This window comes from Cupriavidus sp. C3SS-1 (assembly GCF_057073755.1).
Map to the genome: position 1 here is coordinate 49,959 of NZ_CP172701.1, position 16,397 is coordinate 66,355.

Annotated in this window: 18 protein-coding genes and 4 pseudogenes; 8 read left to right on the forward strand and 14 right to left on the reverse strand. The window is 62.9% G+C overall.

The window, feature by feature from the left end; translation table 11 throughout:
- Positions 1–17: 17 nt before the first annotated feature.
- Complete coding sequence (locus tag ACIGJC_RS28710; protein ID WP_483714905.1) at positions 18–569, reverse strand: MarR family winged helix-turn-helix transcriptional regulator; 552 nt, start codon at positions 567–569, stop codon at positions 18–20.
- 113 nt (positions 570–682) lie between these two features.
- Between ACIGJC_RS28710 and ACIGJC_RS28715 the strand changes: the two genes are divergently transcribed.
- The 3 genes and pseudogenes from ACIGJC_RS28715 to ACIGJC_RS28725 all read left to right on the forward strand — a co-directional run bounded on the left by ACIGJC_RS28715 (position 683) and on the right by ACIGJC_RS28725 (position 1,974).
- Positions 683–1,258 carry a hypothetical protein gene (locus ACIGJC_RS28715; protein WP_483714906.1) on the forward strand — a complete coding sequence of 192 codons (576 nt, stop codon included), beginning with the start codon at positions 683–685 and terminating at the stop codon, positions 1,256–1,258.
- 163 nt (positions 1,259–1,421) lie between these two features.
- A pseudogene (locus ACIGJC_RS28720) lies at positions 1,422–1,541 on the forward strand (YeeE/YedE family protein); the annotation flags it as partial.
- A 1-nt stretch (position 1,542) separates the two neighbouring features.
- On the forward strand, positions 1,543–1,974 hold the full coding sequence (locus ACIGJC_RS28725) for a DUF6691 family protein (protein ID WP_483714908.1): 432 nt from the start codon (positions 1,543–1,545) through the stop codon (positions 1,972–1,974).
- 213 nt (positions 1,975–2,187) lie between these two features.
- Here ACIGJC_RS28725 and ACIGJC_RS28730 read toward each other — a convergent pair.
- Positions 2,188–2,292, reverse strand: a pseudogene (locus ACIGJC_RS28730) (c-type cytochrome); the annotation flags it as partial.
- Positions 2,293–2,419: 127 nt separating this feature from the next.
- On the opposite strand from ACIGJC_RS28730, the pseudogene ACIGJC_RS28735 reads away from it, so the two are divergent.
- From ACIGJC_RS28735 to ACIGJC_RS28745, 3 genes and pseudogenes are all read left to right on the forward strand, one after another.
- Positions 2,420–2,760: pseudogene (locus ACIGJC_RS28735) on the forward strand (c-type cytochrome); the annotation flags it as partial.
- 157 nt (positions 2,761–2,917) lie between these two features.
- Positions 2,918–3,121, forward strand: coding sequence for a YgaP family membrane protein (locus ACIGJC_RS28740; protein WP_483714909.1), 204 nt, complete (start codon positions 2,918–2,920; stop codon positions 3,119–3,121).
- 157 nt (positions 3,122–3,278) lie between these two features.
- Positions 3,279–3,469, forward strand: a pseudogene (locus ACIGJC_RS28745) (carboxymuconolactone decarboxylase family protein); the annotation flags it as partial.
- A gap of 155 nt (positions 3,470–3,624) precedes the next feature.
- Here the strand turns inward: ACIGJC_RS28745 and ACIGJC_RS28750 are convergent.
- The 12 genes from ACIGJC_RS28750 to fisR all read right to left on the reverse strand — a co-directional run bounded on the left by ACIGJC_RS28750 (position 3,625) and on the right by fisR (position 13,482).
- A complete protein-coding gene (locus tag ACIGJC_RS28750) occupies positions 3,625–4,596 on the reverse strand; it encodes a sulfurtransferase (RefSeq protein WP_483714910.1) in 972 nt (323 codons plus the stop codon).
- On the reverse strand, positions 4,572–5,285 hold the full coding sequence (locus ACIGJC_RS28755; RefSeq protein ID WP_483714912.1) for a DUF6969 family protein: 714 nt from the start codon (positions 5,283–5,285) through the stop codon (positions 4,572–4,574). The genes ACIGJC_RS28750 and ACIGJC_RS28755 overlap by 25 nt, the downstream gene beginning before the upstream one ends.
- Before the next feature lie 311 nt (positions 5,286–5,596).
- Positions 5,597–6,235 (reverse strand): DUF6691 family protein, encoded by a 639-nt coding sequence (locus ACIGJC_RS28760; RefSeq protein ID WP_483714914.1) that lies wholly within the window; start codon positions 6,233–6,235, stop codon positions 5,597–5,599.
- Positions 6,232–6,759, reverse strand: a complete 528-nt coding sequence (locus ACIGJC_RS28765) for a YeeE/YedE thiosulfate transporter family protein (RefSeq protein WP_483714916.1) — start codon at positions 6,757–6,759, stop codon at positions 6,232–6,234. The genes ACIGJC_RS28760 and ACIGJC_RS28765 overlap by 4 nt, the downstream gene beginning before the upstream one ends.
- A gap of 20 nt (positions 6,760–6,779) precedes the next feature.
- Positions 6,780–7,316, reverse strand: coding sequence for a hypothetical protein (locus tag ACIGJC_RS28770; protein WP_483714918.1), 537 nt, complete (start codon positions 7,314–7,316; stop codon positions 6,780–6,782).
- 492 nt (positions 7,317–7,808) lie between these two features.
- Positions 7,809–8,630 (reverse strand): sulfite exporter TauE/SafE family protein, encoded by an 822-nt coding sequence (locus ACIGJC_RS28775; protein ID WP_483714920.1) that lies wholly within the window; start codon positions 8,628–8,630, stop codon positions 7,809–7,811.
- 26 nt (positions 8,631–8,656) lie between these two features.
- Positions 8,657–8,935, reverse strand: coding sequence for a cyd operon YbgE family protein (locus ACIGJC_RS28780; protein ID WP_483714921.1), 279 nt, complete (start codon positions 8,933–8,935; stop codon positions 8,657–8,659).
- Positions 8,932–9,048, reverse strand: coding sequence for a cytochrome bd-I oxidase subunit CydX (cydX, locus tag ACIGJC_RS28785; RefSeq protein WP_029047162.1), 117 nt, complete (start codon positions 9,046–9,048; stop codon positions 8,932–8,934). Before cydX ends, ACIGJC_RS28780 begins: the two co-directional genes overlap by 4 nt.
- 18 nt (positions 9,049–9,066) lie before the next feature.
- Positions 9,067–10,203, reverse strand: a complete 1,137-nt coding sequence (gene cydB / locus ACIGJC_RS28790) for a cytochrome d ubiquinol oxidase subunit II (RefSeq protein ID WP_483714923.1) — start codon at positions 10,201–10,203, stop codon at positions 9,067–9,069.
- 10 nt (positions 10,204–10,213) lie between these two features.
- The gene (locus tag ACIGJC_RS28795) at positions 10,214–11,788 is read right to left on the reverse strand and encodes a cytochrome ubiquinol oxidase subunit I (protein ID WP_483714925.1); all 1,575 of its coding nucleotides are present in this window, start codon (positions 11,786–11,788) and stop codon (positions 10,214–10,216) included.
- Positions 11,785–11,979, reverse strand: coding sequence for a cytochrome oxidase putative small subunit CydP (gene cydP / locus ACIGJC_RS28800; RefSeq protein ID WP_483714927.1), 195 nt, complete (start codon positions 11,977–11,979; stop codon positions 11,785–11,787). Before cydP ends, ACIGJC_RS28795 begins: the two co-directional genes overlap by 4 nt.
- A 192-nt stretch (positions 11,980–12,171) precedes the next feature.
- The gene (fisR, locus tag ACIGJC_RS28805) at positions 12,172–13,482 is read right to left on the reverse strand and encodes a sigma 54-dependent transcription regulator FisR (protein WP_483714929.1); all 1,311 of its coding nucleotides are present in this window, start codon (positions 13,480–13,482) and stop codon (positions 12,172–12,174) included.
- 229 nt (positions 13,483–13,711) lie between these two features.
- Between fisR and ACIGJC_RS28810 the strand changes: the two genes are divergently transcribed.
- Both ACIGJC_RS28810 and ACIGJC_RS28815 read left to right on the forward strand, forming a co-directional pair.
- Positions 13,712–14,608: an MBL fold metallo-hydrolase gene (locus ACIGJC_RS28810; protein ID WP_483714931.1), complete on the forward strand. Its 897-nt coding sequence runs from the start codon at positions 13,712–13,714 to the stop codon at positions 14,606–14,608.
- 29 nt (positions 14,609–14,637) lie between these two features.
- Positions 14,638–16,314 carry a bifunctional protein tyrosine phosphatase family protein/NAD(P)/FAD-dependent oxidoreductase gene (locus tag ACIGJC_RS28815; protein WP_483714933.1) on the forward strand — a complete coding sequence of 559 codons (1,677 nt, stop codon included), beginning with the start codon at positions 14,638–14,640 and terminating at the stop codon, positions 16,312–16,314.
- Positions 16,315–16,397: the final 83 nt, after the last annotated feature.

Consider the following 16,397-nt stretch of genomic DNA (forward strand, 5'->3'; position numbering starts at 1 on the left):
TGGCGGCGCGTCGCTGGCTACCCCGCCTGCCGGCGCGCGAGCAGATGATCGAGATCGAGCGCAGCGCGGTCCCCGTTGGCCACGAGACGGTCGACGATGGAGCACAGCACCTTGAACTCCGTGCGCGTGACGCCGTCGAACAAGACGTCGTTGATGCGCTGCTGCACGGGCAGCAGTTCACCAAGCAGCCTGGTGCCGGCTGGCGTGATCGTCAGCCGCATCTTGCGACGGTCCTCGGGGTCCGCCTTCTTGTCGATCAGGCCGAGCTTCTTGAGCTTGCCGGTTTCGATCGTGATGAAGGGCCCGCTCAGGTGCAGGTGGTCGGCAAGCTGGTTCACGGTCACGTCGCCCTGCTGGGACAAGTGCGCGATCGACCGGATCAGCGAATACTGTACGCCGGTGAGCCCGATCAGGCTGCCGAAGCCATCGCGCACCGTGAGCAGGCGCGCTGCAAAGGGCAGCAGGCCATTGACGAGATGGCGAAACTCGGTATCGGAGCCGTCGACGAGACAGGCCGGATTGGTGATGGTCAGGGTCTTGCTGGACGTGCTGGACAATTTGGACGCCACGGTATGCTCCACTTAGCTTTTTAAGCAAGCTTTGCATCAAATTCTAGCAAACGTGCGCAACCGGTATCGGAACAGCCCGCTACCCGCGCCTCTTCCTTGACCTGGAGATCATCGTGACCACGATCGCACCGGCTACGGCAGAAGCCTTGCTGAATCAGTACATCGAAGCCAAGGACAACAATCAGCCCGACATCATCCACCAAGCGTTCGCGCAAAATGCGTCGCTGACGATTTCACTCAATACCGACGCCATCAGTTTTCCATCGAAAACGGAGGGCGCAACGGCCATTGCGAAGACGCTCGTATCGGATTTCGCGCTGACGTTCGACCGTTGTCGCACGTACTACCTGGCCGATGACCAATTATGGGAAGACGGCGCCATGACGATCCCCTGGCTGGTCGCCATGCGCGAGACGGCGGCAAGCAAGTTGCGCGTTGGCCGCGGCTACTACCGCCTGAGTTTCACCGGGACGGAAGAGCACCCCCGGATCGCGAGCCTGCACATCCATATCGACCGCATGGACGTCATCGATGATCCGGGCGCTGAAGGGCTGGCGATGTTGCAGGGCTCCCTGCCCTATCCGCGCCTGGCCGTTGCGGATCTTGAGGCCGGATTCAGCCAGCTGGTGCCGAACCGGACGGCGCTTGAAAACCTCCGCGTATTTGCAGAACCCGCGCCACTTCCTTGACTATGCGCAGCGTCCAGCGCGCGGGACTGCATTGCCGCCATCAGTTGCCTAACGCGTCGGCAGGTTGCCAATCTCATTGCCGGGCCCCTTGCCCATCTCGATGCGCGGATCGCGCCGTGCCGGTACGATGCCATCGGCGGCCAACCGCTGCTGCAGATCGTTGTCCGCCCACGGTGTGTGTGGCATCTCGCGCGGCTCCATCCGCTCGCTGGTCGCGACCCTGACCTTCATGGTGGCGGGATTCCTAACCGTCTTCGTGCAACAGCACTTGATTGGAGGCTGATATGGCCGCGATTACTGCACTGCTTGCAGGCCTGCTCTTCGGCGTCGGCCTGATGGTCTCCGGCATGGCCAACCCGGCCAAGGTATTGGGCTTTCTCGACCTGGCTGGAAACTGGGACCCGTCGCTGGCGTTTGTCATGGTCGGCGCCATCGCTATCGGCACCATTGCGTTCATTGTTGGGAAACGGCGCAAGCGCTCATTCTTGGGGTTGCCTGTGCAACTGCCGGCCAGCGCGACCGTGACGCTTCGACTGGTACTCGGTAGCGCCGTGTTCGGCATCGGCTGGGGTCTGGCCGGGTTCTGCCCGGGCCCCGCGCTGGTGGCCCTGGGGGCGGGATACCCGAAGGCCGTGGGATTTGTCGCTGCCATGCTGGCAGGCATGCTGGTCTTTGAAGTCCTCGAGCGGGCGAAGTCGAGCCTGCAGCGCGCCTAAGCCGCAGCAACCGATTGCACTACCGCTGGGAAAACGTTGAACCGATGGAAAACATCGAATGTCGGTAACGGCCTGAACTGCACGAGCTGCCACCTGAATGCCGGGACGACTGCCTATGCATCGCCGTGGGTGGGCTGGCCGGCGCTTTTCCGGAATATCGCCACGGGGGTCCCGACCAGCACGAATGTGGCCGGCAGAGGCTTCGAGAAGTTTGATGGCATTCATTTCTGCCGAGTCGAATGCCAGCGGTTTGCCGTTCATCGAGCGCTGGAAGCAGTCGTTGATGCGTTCCTGCAGCGAGATGACTTTTCCACTGCGCGATTCTTGGGTAGCTGCTTGTGGGTATCAGTGAGCAGTGCCTTGCCGCGCTTAATGGCATCCCCCATCGGTCCCTTGGGAATCGACGCTTCGTCGGGCACGGGCATAGGTACCGTCGGCGATTGATGATACGTCACTGACGCCGGACCCGGTACATGGCAAGAGCATTTACACCGCGCAATGCGCGTCCTGCCATGGTGCCTAAGGCCAGGGCACGAAGAACCCGCGAGGGGGTTATATCTTCCCGCCGGTCTGGGGCAGGATTCCTTCAACGTGGGAGCCAGGATGGCGCGCATGTACACCGCAGCTGCGTACGTGAAGCACAACATGCCATTTGGCCAGGGCGGAACGCTGTCAGCGCAGGACGCCGTCGACGTTGCCGCCTACTTTACGCAACAGCCGAGGCCCGATTATGCCGCCAAGGCTAAAGACTGGCCAAAGGGCGACAGGCCGAAGGACGCACGCTAGCCCGGCAAGCGCCTCGATCACTTCGCAGAGGTTTGCGCTGGATCATGACCGATCATCGAGATCGAAGCCAGAGTAAAAGAGTTCCCCAAGGGTAGTGTTGGATCCAATCCCGCCCGCCGTCCGTTCGCACAATTTCATTATTGCCAACGAGGCAGCCATGCAAGCAAATGTTGGGACTGTTGACCGAGTCCTCCGAATTGTAATTGGACTGATTTTGATTGGCCTGGCCGCGACCGGCCGCGTGGGTGCCTGGGGCTGGATTGGCATCCTCCCACTGCTGACAGGTATCGTGCGCGTCTGTCCTGCCTACAGTATTTTTGGCGTGAAGACATGCGCGGCATCGAAGTCTGACGCGAAGTAACTTCAATTCAGCCAGCCTGACAGCCTCAGGGCTGCTCGGCCCCCTCGAACACTTATCACGCGCCCTGCGCAATTGCCAGATGAAGGGTTTTTATGAGTGGTATGCCCGAATTCAGGACTGTGGTCAAAGATGTGTCGGCGCAAATGCGCCGCCTGCGCGAGCACTGGGTATCGCGGTCGCAGGCCGCTGCGATGACTGCATCGGCTTTCATATCCAGGCGCTCATCAAGTGGGCACCACTCGGACCGAATTGGAGGAGGTGTTGGGAACCGCCGTGTATATGGGTGGTGGGCCTTCGATGATGTATGCCACGCATGCGCTCGCGGCTTTTGACGAATTTTCGTCCTGATGCGGTTGGAACGCTGTCCGAGTTCCCGCTCAAGCGCGCAAGGTTGCTAGTGCGCATGTACCGGCCCGCCAGCATGCAGGCGGGCCGCCCGAGGCCCCCTCACTCATTCTTTCCGGGCAGGGCTTACACATCAGTGTGTAACGCGCGAGCAGTTTCTAGTGTTCCTGAACACTTACCGTCGGCCTATTCTCCAGCGCCCATTCAATCATCGAGCCGTCATACAAGCGGACCTGGGGAATCCCGAGGATTTCCGACATGACAAACCATGCTCCGGAGCCCAGATGTCCCGTGTTGCAGTAGGTAATGGTGGGGCCTGCTGTCCGGACTCCGGACTGCTCGAAGATGGCCTTGTAGGCAGCCGGCGACAGAAACTTCGCAACACCACCCTCGGTCCTTACCTGAACATCCAGAGGGAACGCACGAGCGCCCGGGATGTGCCCATAGGCCTTAACATCGGCGCGCTTTACGAGTCCGTAGAACTGCGGCAGGTCCCGAGCATCCACCAACTGCGTCCGCTCGTCCTTGACTGCTCGTGCCACGTCTTCTGAGTCCGCCAGCAGATTCTTGTTTCCGCCTGTGCTGACCCAGTTCCCTTTGGCCGGGGAAATGGCTGCATTGCTCACGGCACGCCCCTCCTTAAGCCAGCCTGCCAGCCCACCGTCGAGAACGGCCAGGTTCTTCTCGCCGTAGTACTTGAATTGCCAGTAAAGCCTGGTCGCCTGGTCCACATCAGAAGCATTCTCACTCATTGACATGAGGACAATAGGCTTGTTGGCTACCACGCCAGCAGTTTGCATCAACCTTTCGAAATCGGCTTTCTCGGGGTTCATAAACTTCACAACCAAGTTTCCAATCTTCCGGTCAACTCGGATGGTTTGGAAGTCAACGAGTAGTGCGCCGGGAATATGACCTCCTGCCGCAACCATTACCTTGTGCCCAGTCTTCGCATCCGTCTCGTAGACAGGTTGAGACGCAAACGATTTCGTTTCGCTGCGAACATCAACAATCTGCACATCACGACTATGTTGTGCAAGCCACTCGGCATTGACAACAGGCCCCGGCAATTCGAGGGCAAGCGCCGAACCGGTCAAGGTCAGTCCAATCAAGAACAGGCCAAATCTTCGCACGGTGAGTCTCCTTCTTGCGTCGCACCCTCAGCCCCTCGACCACTGAAATCCGCATCGATTTGCAGCAAGCGTTCAGGAACATTCACGGGCTTCTCGGTAATGATATGGATGCTCCTGTCCTCCAGAGCTGCCTCTGTCCCATTGCGGCGCGCATGTGCCGCAATGATGGCATCGCGGTCCTCCAACAATGCTCCGATATCGGCGCTGTAAATGCGCGTCATTGCGGTCAACCATCGTGCCACCGGAGCCAGTCTTCCTGTGGTGACAAGGCCAAAGCCTTCCGATAGCTCTGCCAGACGTGAGGCGGGAATCCAGTCCTCGCCGGTGACCCAGCGGTTCGTCGTGAACAACCGCAGGGCCTCGCCCCTTGCCGTGACGGAGATTCCGATGAGATGACTGTATCCGGTTCCAATTCCTCGTCGCTCTTTGTCACCGCTAGAAACAAAAATGTGGAAGTGGCCGTGCTCATCCTTCAGTCGCTCCACAGCAGAGTGAGCGTGGTAGTAGGCAACTGCCCCTGTTTCCTTGTCCCGGATATCTGCGGCGGGATAATGGTTCCATTCCACGAAGGTGCTGCTACCAGCGAGGGCGGCAAGTGCAACATTTCTGCCGTCCGCGGCATAGGTGGTCTGGACACCTAGCAAACTCTCCGCCGCTCGATAGCGCCGGTGCACATCGCTTGCCGCCATAGCTTTCTACCGACCGGGGGCGCAGGGGCTACCTTGGGTAGCTGAACTGCGAGCCTTTGCAGGCGCGCATGGGTTCTGCCCGGTACCACGTTGAACCGGAGCACATGGGCTCCCTGAGGTACCCGACTTGGTCTGACCTTTTGGCCCGCATGGGCTGGTCGTCTGCCCGCTTCCGGCCTGAGGTGCACTGCTCCCCCGTTGTGCCGCCGTGTCGGCAGCAATGGCGGGGGGAGCAGTCGCTGCACAACTCATTGCGACAGCAAGCGCCTGAACCGCTTGAGCCAATCTTTGCCTGGGAATGTTCGCTGATTTCATATCTGTACTCCAGTTGATGGAGCGACGTTGTCTGATTCATCTGCACCCATTACCTGTTTAGCGGTCATGGGCCCATGAAAGCGTTGCTCGAATTTTTCCCCGAGTATGAACAGCAGGAACGCGAAGGAAATCAGCGCCGCCAGGACCAGCCACGTGGGCACCCCCAGCGCATCTGGCAACGTATCCTTCCCGCCTGTGTCACCCAAACTCGTCCAGCCTCCGACCACCGGAAAGAACAACGCAAATGAAGCTGTCCCGATGACCATGCCGACGCCAAAGAGGAGTGCATCCACCCGCCCGGAGAATAGGCCGACTACAGAGGTACCGGGGCAGTAGCCACCGACTGCGAAGCCGGCTCCAAGCATGGCTCCCCCAATCGCCACAGCGCCGAGATAAGCGGGAGGGACAAAGATTTTGCTCTGATCAAGGATGCCATTGAGCGTGATTACATGTATCGCAATGGCTGCGACGACGATAGCCGTGAACATCACCTTGAAAACAGACCAGTCGGAGAGTCTGAACTGCGCAGTCAACTTGCAAGGGCTTCCGAACCCAGCGTTCTCCAGTACGTATCCAAACAGGAATCCGCACAAAAGCCCCGACGCAAGCCCAATTTCGTTTGTAGGAAAGTTCATTGGGGACCTCCCTTCACCAGGCGACTCACGATGAGGCCCGCGATAAAGAACGCCAGCAGAAATATAAAACCTGCCACACCAAGGACCGCGGAGCCTGAAAGCCCCATCCCGCTCGTGCATCCCGATGCGACGCGGGCGCCAAATCCCGAAAGCGCGCCGCCAAAAACAGCTAGAACTCCCCTCCCTACGCCTCCATACGGTCGACTTCCATCAAGACGGATGCGAAACCGGCCAGCGCTCCAGCTCGCGCAGAGCGCCCCTAGCGCTACACCGAGGACTTCCCAGGTAATCCAGTTCGAGAGCGGGTGACCGGATTCAAGGAGAGGACCAAGGTATTCGTTGCTTCGCGTGACGTCGGGCGCGAACTCCCCGCCCAGCCACGCTGCCAGACGAACTGCGAACCCGGATGCACCGAGTCCGTGGCCAGTCAGCAGAAAGGCCAAGAGCAACACCATCCCGAGCGCAACACCAGCAAGAAGGGGCGACCAGAACGGACGTACCTGCCCGGACGCTGCTTTGTCCATGGTTGACAATCCTGAGGAGGCTACCGTGGCATCTGCCTCCACATTTGATGGTTCAGCATCATCTGCTCCATCATCATGTAGTGGAGGTCCATATACTGGTCTGACATGTACTGCCGCTCTCTCAGTTGCTCGGGCGTGAGCTTTGAGTAGTAGCCTCCCATGTTTTGCCACCCCATCATCGGCCCGCCCATCGTGCCCCCACCGTGCATTCCCGGGCCGCCCATCATGCCTCCACCCCGCCTACCCGGCCCGCCCATCATTCCCGGCCCCCATAGCCCACGCATCATGCCCATCGTGCTCTGCAAAGTCACGCCGTGGGCTTCAAGCAGCTTCTGCCGTTCCTTTGGGTCCTGGGTCTGCCGAATCTTGTCCATTTCTTCTTGCAGCTTCTTGATGTTCTCCTGGACCTGTGCCGCCTGCTTGTCGAACTCGGAAACGTTGACCTTCTCTTGTGTGGCTTGACTGCTCTTGCTCGCAGGCTTTGCTTGCTGCGCTAGCGCTGGAACGGTAGAAAGTGCGAACGCCGACAGAACGGGAATGAGAATTTCCTTTTTCATCGTTACTTTCCTCACATGAATTGCTGAAAGAAGACATGTACAGCGTGCTACGGAATTCACCTGTGGTGGCCCATACACGAATGCCAATGTAGGAGCCGACAGGCTGAACATCCGCAAGTGTTGGAGTGGAATCTAGGTGAGGAGGGGAAGGCCACCTTGATGCGCATCAAAGGAATGCGAAGGCCCTGCTTGTGTCATCGCACAAACGGCTTCTGAAACCCCCCGGAGGTATGCAGGGCACGCACATGCCCGCGGATTCCAGCGATACCCGCTCAAGGCCGTCCGTTTGGCCACCGAGACCGCATCGCCGCGCCCCTGTGAATATACGGCGGAACGCAAGCCCAGCGCGCCTCATTCGGCTTGCCCCCGTCGGCCGGTCCTTCACCGGCGTCCCGAGGTCTGGCCTCGGCTGCTACGTGAAATAGGCGGAGACATTGACCACTTCCTCTGCCAATAGCGTCCCACCCTCCCCGGGCGGCTTGTTTGTTCGCATCAGCTTGCCATGACCACCTTCGCCACCATGCCGATAGCGATCAGGCCTGCGACCACGGCAAAACCTTGCTGCAGCCTTGCGCCGCTCAGCCTGCTCGCGAGCAGTCGGCCACCCAGCATCGCCAGCATCGCACCGGCGGCGAACGGCACGCCGACCCGCCAGTCCATGCGTCCGGCAATAGCGGTCGTGATGACGCCGGAAGCCGACACCAGCGTGATGACCGCCAGGGATGTCGCGACAATGGTATGCAGCGGCGCATTGGTGGCCTTCTTCAAGGCGGGAACGATGACAAAGCCGCCGCCAACGCCAAGCAGCCCCGATAGAAAGCCTGCGCTTGCGCCCGACAGCGCGAGGGCACGTGTGCACAAGGCAGTCCAGACAAAGCGTCCCGTTTGGTTGTCGAGCCGGCAAGGCTGCGTAGATTGAGCGGCTTCGGCTGCCTGCAGCACCCTGTTCCCGGCTGCCTGCCTGAACATCCGCCATGCCACGAACGCCAGCACGGCGGCAAAGAGCAGCGTCAGCGGACCGTTGGGCAGGCGATGGGCAAACCACAGGCCAACGGGCGAGAGCAACGTGCCCGACACCGCCATTAGCAGCGCGGCGCGGTAGCGCACGACGCCGGCACGTAGTCCAAGCAAAGCGCCGACGGCAGCCGACAGGCCTACCGCGAGCAAGGCGACCGGTGCCGCCTCCGCCACGCTCAGGTGCAGGACAAAAAGCAACAGCGGCACGGCAAGAATGGCGCCGCCCGCGCCTGTGAGCGCGAGGATGAGGCCGACGACGGCGCCCAGTGCCGCGCTGGTGGCAACAATGTTTTCCATCTGTTCATTCGCTCAAGATCAGGTGGCTACGCGAATCGCACCGCGAGGCAAGCGGCCAGCGCCATCGCGCTCGCCCCGCCTGAGAGCAGCCGGCGCGCCACGGCGTGCACTGGAACAAAGCCGACACCGCGAACCAGTGCCGCGCTCATCGCCCAGCACAGCAAGGCCGCGGCAACATGCGTGCGGCCAGGATTGGCCGAGATCAGAAAGCGGGGATCAACACTGACGACAAGCATGATGACGACGCCTGCCATCAAGGCCGGCCAGTGCATGCCGGGCCGTTGCAGCTTCGCCGGCCGACTCATATGTCTTCCTCCCGGCTGGCGCGGCGCGCCTCCTCGTTCTCGCCCCACATGGCGTTCATCACGGCAAGCAGGACGGCAAAGCCCACGCCAAGAACCCAGCTGAAGTACCACATTCGCAGACTCCTTTGATATCAGTAGGCGCTGTGCTCGTTGGCCTTGACGTATTCGACCGTCACCTTGCCGCGCATCACGCGGTAAGCCCAGGATGTGTAGCCAATCACGAGGGGCATGAACACGACGGTCGCACACAGCATGATCGTCAGCGTCAGCTGGCTGGAAACGCTGTCCCAGACCGTCAGGCTGTGGGCCGGCATGCTGCTCGATGGCATGATGAACGGGAACATGCTCGCGCCCGCCGTGCCGATCACGCCTGTCATGCTCAGGCTCGTCGCAACGAACGCGGCAAGCGTGCGCCCCAGCCGCTGAAGCCAGACTCCGGCCAGCGCGCCCGCCACGGCCAGCACCGGCAGCATCCACAGCGCGGGCACGCGTGCGTAGTTGGCCAGCCAGGCACCGGCCTCGCGTACCACCGCCTTGGCAGTCGGGTCCGCGACGGCGGCCGATTCGATCGCCGAGGCGATTCGGTATCCGTCCAGCTTGCCGACCCACAGTCCCGCGGCAACGAAGGCCACGCACATGGCCAGCGCTGCCCAAGCGGTGGCGCGGACCGCGCGCTGCTGCAGCGCCCCCTGCGTCCGGTGGGCAAGATACGCGGCGCCATGCATGGTGACCATGGCGCTGCTGACCACGCCGGCAAGCAGGGCAAAGGGATTGAGCAGCGCCCAGAAGCTGCCCGTGTAAGTGGACACCATGTAGGCGTCGAAATGGAATGGCACGCCCTGCAGCAGATTCCCGAACGCCACGCCGAAGATCAGCGGCGGCACGGCCCCTCCGATGAACAGGCCCCAGTCCCAGGTGCGGCGCCAGCGCGGGTCGTGGATCTTGCTCCGGTAGTCGAAGCCGACCGGGCGGAAGAACAAGGCCCAGAGCACGGCGAGCATGGCCCAGTAGAAGCCGCTGAACGCAGTGGCATAGACCAGCGGCCAGGCCGCGAAGATGGCTCCTCCACCAGTGATGAACCAAACCTGGTTGCCGTCCCAGTGCGGGCCGACCGTGTTGATGACGACGCGTCGCTCTTCGTCGCTGCGGCCGATGAAGGGCAACAACGTGCCGACGCCCATGTCGTGCCCGTCCATGATGGCAAAGCCGACAAGCAGGACCCCCACCAGAAGCCACCAGACCAGCTTCAGGGTCGTGTAGTCAAACATGCGAATCTCCTTATGCGTGCGCGTGGGCGTGGGCGTGGACCGGCTCGTTCTGGTAGCGCCCGGTACCGAGACTGCCGGGCCCCTGCCGCGCGAACTTGACCATCAGGTAGACCTCGACGATCAGCAGGACGGTGTAGAAGCCGACGAATCCGGCCAGCGACCCATACAGACTGGTGACGCTCAACGTGGAAACGCTGAGGTGCGTGGGCAGGACGCCGTAGATGGTCCACGGCTGGCGGCCGTACTCGGCGACGAACCAGCCCAGCTCGCAGGCCAGCCATGGCGCGGGCAGCATCCAGATTGCCCAGCGCAGCAGCCACAGGCGCGAGCGGAACCGTCCCTTCAGCGTGGTCCAGAACGACAGGGCGAACAGTGCCAGCATCGCGAAACCCAGGCCCACCATGGCACGGAACGCCCAGAACATCGGTGTGACGCGAGGAATGGTGTCGCGCACGGCGCGATCGATCATGGCCGGCGTAGCCTGGCGCACATCGCTCGTATAGCGTTTGAGCAGGAGACCGAAGCCAAGGTCGGCCTGGTGCTGCTTGAGCGTCGCCAGCGCGTGCGCATCGTCACGGTGGCTGCGCAGCGTCTCGAGCGCGGTGACCGCCTGGACGCCATTGAGGATCCGCTCGCGGTTGCGCATCTGGATCTCGTGGATGCCTGGAATCTCCCGGGAGACCGACCGGGTGCCGATCAGGCCCATGACCCAGGGGATCTGCACCGCCCAGTCGTTGCGCTGCGCGCTCTCGTTGATGCCGGCCACGAGGTTGAACGCTGCCGGCGCGGGCTCCGTCTCCCACATTGCCTCGATCGCCGCCATCTTGGTCTGCTGCGCCTCGCCGACCGTGTAGCCGCTTTCGTCGCCGAGCACGATGACCGAGCAGACACTGGCGAGCCCGAAGGCCGCCGCCACGCGGAAGCTGCGCTTGGCGAACTCCACGTCGCGCCCGCGCAGCAGGTACCAGGCCGACACCGACAGCACGAACATCGCTCCGGTGACATAGCCGGCCGAGACCGTGTGCACGAACTTGGCCTGCGCATCGGGATTGAAGACGATGGCCCAGAAGTCGGTCATCTCCATGCGCATCGTCTGCCAGTTGAACTCGGCGCCCACCGGGTTCTGCATCCACCCATTGGCGATCAGGATCCACAGCGCCGACAAGTTGGTGCCAAGCGCCATCAGGGCGGTCACGACCAGGTGCTGCACGCGCGAAAGGCGCTCCCAGCCGAAGAAGAACAGGCCGATGAACGTGGATTCGAGAAAGAATGCCATCAGTCCTTCGATGGCCAGCGGCGCGCCGAAGATGTCGCCCACGTAGTGCGAGTAGTACGCCCAGTTCGTGCCGAACTGGAATTCGAGCGTGATGCCGGTAGTCACGCCCAGCGCGAAGTTGATGCCGAACAGCTTGCCCCAGAAGCGGGTCATGTCCTTCCAGACCACGTTACCCGTCATGACATAGACCGTCTCCATGATGACCAGCAGCCAGACCATGCCGAGGGTGAGCGGGACAAATAGGAAGTGATAGAGAGCGGTGGCGGCGAACTGCAGCCGGGAAAGGTCCACCAGTTGTTCCGGGATCACGGACGGGCTCCTTGCAGGCGAGGGATGCTGGACACCGTGGGTGCGGCGCGCAGGTGCGCGGAGGCAGAGGCGGCGTCGACCGGTACGCGCTGTCCGGCGATGAAGGCCAGCCAGAGCCCCAGCAGCAGCAGTAGCTTGATGGCCAGGACCCAGCCCAGGTGACGCAGCAGGTTTTGATCGGAAGCGTTCATGACGACACATAAACAAGTTCCGTGCCACGCCGACGCGTTGACAAAAAGGGCAAGCAAAACAAAGAGTTGCCCCGCGCAGCGGACGCAGGTGCCCGGCTGCCTCGACTGTCAGGCAGATGTCACCGCTGCCAGCGGCGGCAGTGAATGGCAGTGATCTGGCAGGAAAACGACGGTGCGACCGGCTCGGGCGGATCAGCCGATGCCCAGTTCCCGTAGCCGGCGGTAGAGCGTGCGCTCGCTCATGCCAAGGGTGCGGGCAAGTTCACGCCGTGTGCCCCGGAACTGGCGGACCTGCTTGCGCAGCGCCTCGTCGTCGGTCTCCCGGGCGTCTGCCATGCGGCGATGCGCGGCCGGCGCCATGCCCGCTTCCCCCAGTCCTGGCGGGAGATCCTTGGCACGGATGACGCCGTCATCGGCGTACAGGCGAGCGCGATCGAGCACGTTGCGCAGCTCGCGGATATTTCCCGGCCAGTGGTACGCGCGCATCCGTGCCAGCGCGTCCGCGCTCAGGTGGAGTTGGTCCCTGGGCCCGCCCCCGCGCTGCAGGATCGACTCGGCTAGCAGCGGAATGTCGTCGGGCCGCTCGCGCAGCGCCGGCAGATGGATGGGGAACGCGGCAATCCGGAAATACAGGTCCTGCCGGAACAGCCCCTGGCTGACCATCTGCTCCAGCGGCTTGTGCGTGGCCGCGACCAGCCGGAAGTCTGCCCGCCGCGTTTCCACGCTCCCCACGCGGCGGTAGGTGCCGGACTCGATCAGCCGCAGCAGCTTGACTTGCATCGACAGTGGCACATCGCCCATTTCGTCAAGGAACAGCGTGCCGCCATCGGCGGTTTCGACCAGGCCCGGCTTGCGCGTGATCGCCCCCGTGAATGCGCCCTTCTCGTAACCGAAGAGCTCGCTCTCGAACAGGGACTCGGTAAGGCCGGAGCAGTCCACCACGACGAACGGCCCGCTGGCGCGGCTGCTGGCCTCGTGCACCGCACGCGCGAACATTTCCTTGCCGGTGCCGGATTCGCCGAGCAGGAGGACCGGCAGCGAAGAAGGCGCTACGCGCTGCACGGCCTCCAGCGCGGTGTTGAACGCCTCCGAGCGGCCGACCAGCCCCTCCGCGCTCGGACGGGCCGATGCACTGCGCACCGTGCTCAGGCGCTCGACATAGGCAACGACCTGCTGGTCCTCGTCAAGGATCGGGCGCAGTTCGACGTTCACATGTTCCGGACCGCGCGGCGTGTGGTGGATGTGCAGAACGCGGTCCGGACCCCGCGTCTCGAACGCCTTGCGCATCGGGCAATGTTCCCCGGCCTGGTCGCACGGTACGTCATAGCCATGCGAAATCCGGTAGCAGTGCTGACCGAGGTAGGGGCGCTCGACGGCACCGTACTGTCGGCGGTAGGCAGTGTTGGCGGCCAGGATGCGGTAGTCCGTATCGAGGACGATCATCGGCTGGCTTTCCTGCTCCAGGTAGGACAGGAGAGCCTGGAGAGTGGCTTGGCGATCCATGAGGGGCGTGGGGAGGGGCTTGCGTGGGGCGGCTTCGGGGGACGCGCCATTCTGTCAAATCCTGCCATCACTGCCAAGTGGCAGCGCCACACTTCACCCGGCGGCAGGCGAAATTGCCCGTTGCGCGAATAAATCATTTAAAAATCAATAACTTAAAAAAACAAACCAGCCTTGGCACGAGTCTTGAGTAGTTAGCAGCAATTCTCTCCTGACATCGGATAGACCACTCATGACACCGACCAAGCCAAGCCCATCGCACATGGAGATCGAAGCCTTCTACGATCCCGATACCTCGACGCTCAGCTACCTCGTACTGGACCGCGCAAGCCTGCAATGCGCGTTGATCGATACCGTGCTCGACTACGATCCGAAATCCGGCTGCACGCGCACCACCAGCGCGGACCGCCTGGTCGAGCGCGTGCAGTCGCTTGGCGCGACCGTGCAGTGGATCCTGGAGACCCATGTGCATGCGGACCACCTGTCGGCCGCGCCCTACCTCAAGCGCAGGCTCGGCGGCCAGACCGCCATCGGCAGCCATATCACCACCGTGCAGCAGGTATTCGGCAAGTTGTTCAACAGTGGCGCCGACTTCGCGCGCGACGGGCATCAGTTCGACCGTCTGCTGCAGGATGGCGACAGCTTCCGCATCGGGGGACTGCAGGCGCGCGCCATGCACACCCCGGGGCATACGCCGGCCTGCATGACCTATGTGGTCAGCGACGGCAACGATACCGCCGCGTTCGTTGGCGACACCCTGTTCATGCCGGATTACGGCACCGCCCGTTGCGACTTCCCAGGCGGCGACGCGCGCACCCTCTACCGCTCCATCAACAAGGTGCTGAGCCTGCCACAGGACACCCGCCTGTACATGTGCCACGACTACCAGCCGGGCGGCCGGGAGCTGCAATACATGACCACGGTCGCGGACGAGCGCGAGCGCAACATCCATGTGCGCAACGGCATCAGCGAAGAGGAATTCGTCGCCATGCGCCAGGCGCGCGACGCCACGCTGTCGATGCCGACGCTGATCCTGCCTTCGGTCCAGGTGAACATGCGTGCGGGTGAACTGCCGCCGCCCGAGGACAACGGCATGCGCTATCTGAAGATTCCCCTCAACTCGCTCTGAGCCACCCGCCCCCAAGGAAGAGACAGACCATGCAACCCCGCGCCCTCACCAACGATCTTTCAGTCAGCCAGCAGATTGTTCCCGACGATGTGCACACCTTGGCCGCCATCGGCTTTCGCTCGCTGATCTGCAACCGCCCGGATGGCGAAGGCCCCGACCAGCCGGGCTTCCAGGAAATCGAGCGCAAGGCTTCCGCGCTCGGCCTGCAGGTGCATTACCTGCCGGTGGAATCGGGCAAAGTCAGCGACGAACAGGCGCAGGCGTTCGGCCAGTTGCTGGACAGCCTGCCGAAGCCCGTACTGGCCTATTGCCGCACCGGCACGCGCTCGGCCACGCTGTGGGCGCTGTCGCAGTCCGCGCGCAGGCCGCTGCCGGACATCATCGAGCGGGCCGCCACCGCTGGCTACGACCTCAAGGGCGTCATCCGGCGAATTGCCAATGGCGGCCGCACGCCCGTGGACGTTGCCGATGCCAGCCACGCCGTCGTCATCATTGGCGGGGGCGCCGCGGGAATCGCTGTGGCGTCGAGCTTGCTGGCACGCAAGCCGGGACTGGACATCGCCATCGTCGACCCGGCCGACATCCACTACTACCAACCCGGCTGGACGCTGGTGGGAGGCGGCGTCTTCGAGCCGGCCCATACCGCGCGCACCATGGCTTCTGTGCTGCCGCGCGGCGTGGCGTGGATCAAGGCGGCCGTCGCAGCCTTTGAGCCCGAGCGCAATGCGGTCATCCTCGACGGGTGCCGCGTGGTGAAGTACGAACAACTGGTGGTGTGCCCAGGGCTCAAGCTGGATTGGGACGCAATCGAAGGGCTGCCCGAAACGCTGGGCCGCAACGGCGTGACCTCCAATTACCGCTACGACCTCGCACCGTACACCTGGCACCTTGTGCGCGAGCTGACCCGCAAGGGCGGCGGCAAGGCGCTTTTCACGCAGCCGCCCATGCCGATCAAGTGCGCAGGAGCGCCCCAGAAGGCCATGTACCTGTCTGCCGATGCCTGGCGCCGCGCCGGCATGCTCGATCGCGTCGACATCGACTTCTGCAACGCGGGTAATGTGCTGTTCGGCGTGGCGGACTACGTGCCGGCGCTGATGCAGTACGTTGAGCGCTATGGCATCGCCCTGAATTTCGGCGAGACGCTGGTGAAAGTAGACGGCGCCGCACGCCGGGCAACGTTCCGGCGGGCCGCCGCTGGCGGCGAGCCGGAACTGGTCGAGCGCGAGTTCGACATGCTCCATGTTGTGCCGCCCCAGAAGGCCCCCGATTTCATCCGCGTCAGCCCGCTGGCCGATGCCGCCGGCTGGCTCGAGGTCGATCCGGCAACGCTGCGCCACAAACGCTTCGACAATGTCTTCGGGTTGGGCGACGCGGGCAACATGCCCAATGCCAAGACGGCCGCCGCGGCGCGCAAGCAGGCGCCGGTCGTCGCGCATAACGTGCTGGCCACCCGCGGCGAGGCCACGGGAGAAGCCCGCTACGACGGTTACGGCTCCTGCCCCCTGACAGTGGAGCGCGGCAAGATCGTCCTGGCCGAGTTCACCTACGGCGGCAAGGTCGCGCCGAGCTTTCCGGGCTGGCTCATCGATGGCACGCGGCCTTCGCGGCTTGCGTGGTGGCTCAAGGAGCGAATTCTGCCGCCGCTCTACTGGCAGGGCATGCTGAAAGGACGCGAATGGCTCGCGACACCCGAGTTGCAGGGATAACGCAGGCGGCGCGACCCGAATCTGTTGTACGAGGCTGTTGTATCCTCCGGCGCTGCTTCCTGAAATGGGCATGTCCGATCCGA

What these genes read in the sequence shown, in the direction of transcription:
- ACIGJC_RS28725 (WP_483714908.1), top strand. Translation starts at nt 1,543, where the DNA reads ATGGCCGCGATTACTGCACTGCTTGCAGGCCTGCTCTTCGGCGTCGGC.
- ACIGJC_RS28740 (WP_483714909.1), top strand. Translation starts at nt 2,918, where the DNA reads ATGCAAGCAAATGTTGGGACTGTTGACCGAGTCCTCCGAATTGTAATT.
- ACIGJC_RS28755 (WP_483714912.1), bottom strand. Translation starts at nt 5,285, where the DNA reads ATGGCGGCAAGCGATGTGCACCGGCGCTATCGAGCGGCGGAGAGTTTG.
- ACIGJC_RS28760 (WP_483714914.1), bottom strand. Translation starts at nt 6,235, where the DNA reads ATGAACTTTCCTACAAACGAAATTGGGCTTGCGTCGGGGCTTTTGTGC.
- ACIGJC_RS28765 (WP_483714916.1), bottom strand. Translation starts at nt 6,759, where the DNA reads ATGGACAAAGCAGCGTCCGGGCAGGTACGTCCGTTCTGGTCGCCCCTT.
- ACIGJC_RS28770 (WP_483714918.1), bottom strand. Translation starts at nt 7,316, where the DNA reads ATGAAAAAGGAAATTCTCATTCCCGTTCTGTCGGCGTTCGCACTTTCT.
- ACIGJC_RS28775 (WP_483714920.1), bottom strand. Translation starts at nt 8,630, where the DNA reads ATGGAAAACATTGTTGCCACCAGCGCGGCACTGGGCGCCGTCGTCGGC.
- ACIGJC_RS28780 (WP_483714921.1), bottom strand. Translation starts at nt 8,935, where the DNA reads ATGAGTCGGCCGGCGAAGCTGCAACGGCCCGGCATGCACTGGCCGGCC.
- cydX (WP_029047162.1), bottom strand. Translation starts at nt 9,048, where the DNA reads ATGTGGTACTTCAGCTGGGTTCTTGGCGTGGGCTTTGCCGTCCTGCTT.
- cydB (WP_483714923.1), bottom strand. Translation starts at nt 10,203, where the DNA reads ATGTTTGACTACACGACCCTGAAGCTGGTCTGGTGGCTTCTGGTGGGG.
- cydP (WP_483714927.1), bottom strand. Translation starts at nt 11,979, where the DNA reads ATGAACGCTTCCGATCAAAACCTGCTGCGTCACCTGGGCTGGGTCCTG.
- fisR (WP_483714929.1), bottom strand. Translation starts at nt 13,482, where the DNA reads ATGGATCGCCAAGCCACTCTCCAGGCTCTCCTGTCCTACCTGGAGCAG.
- ACIGJC_RS28810 (WP_483714931.1), top strand. Translation starts at nt 13,712, where the DNA reads ATGACACCGACCAAGCCAAGCCCATCGCACATGGAGATCGAAGCCTTC.
- ACIGJC_RS28815 (WP_483714933.1), top strand. Translation starts at nt 14,638, where the DNA reads ATGCAACCCCGCGCCCTCACCAACGATCTTTCAGTCAGCCAGCAGATT.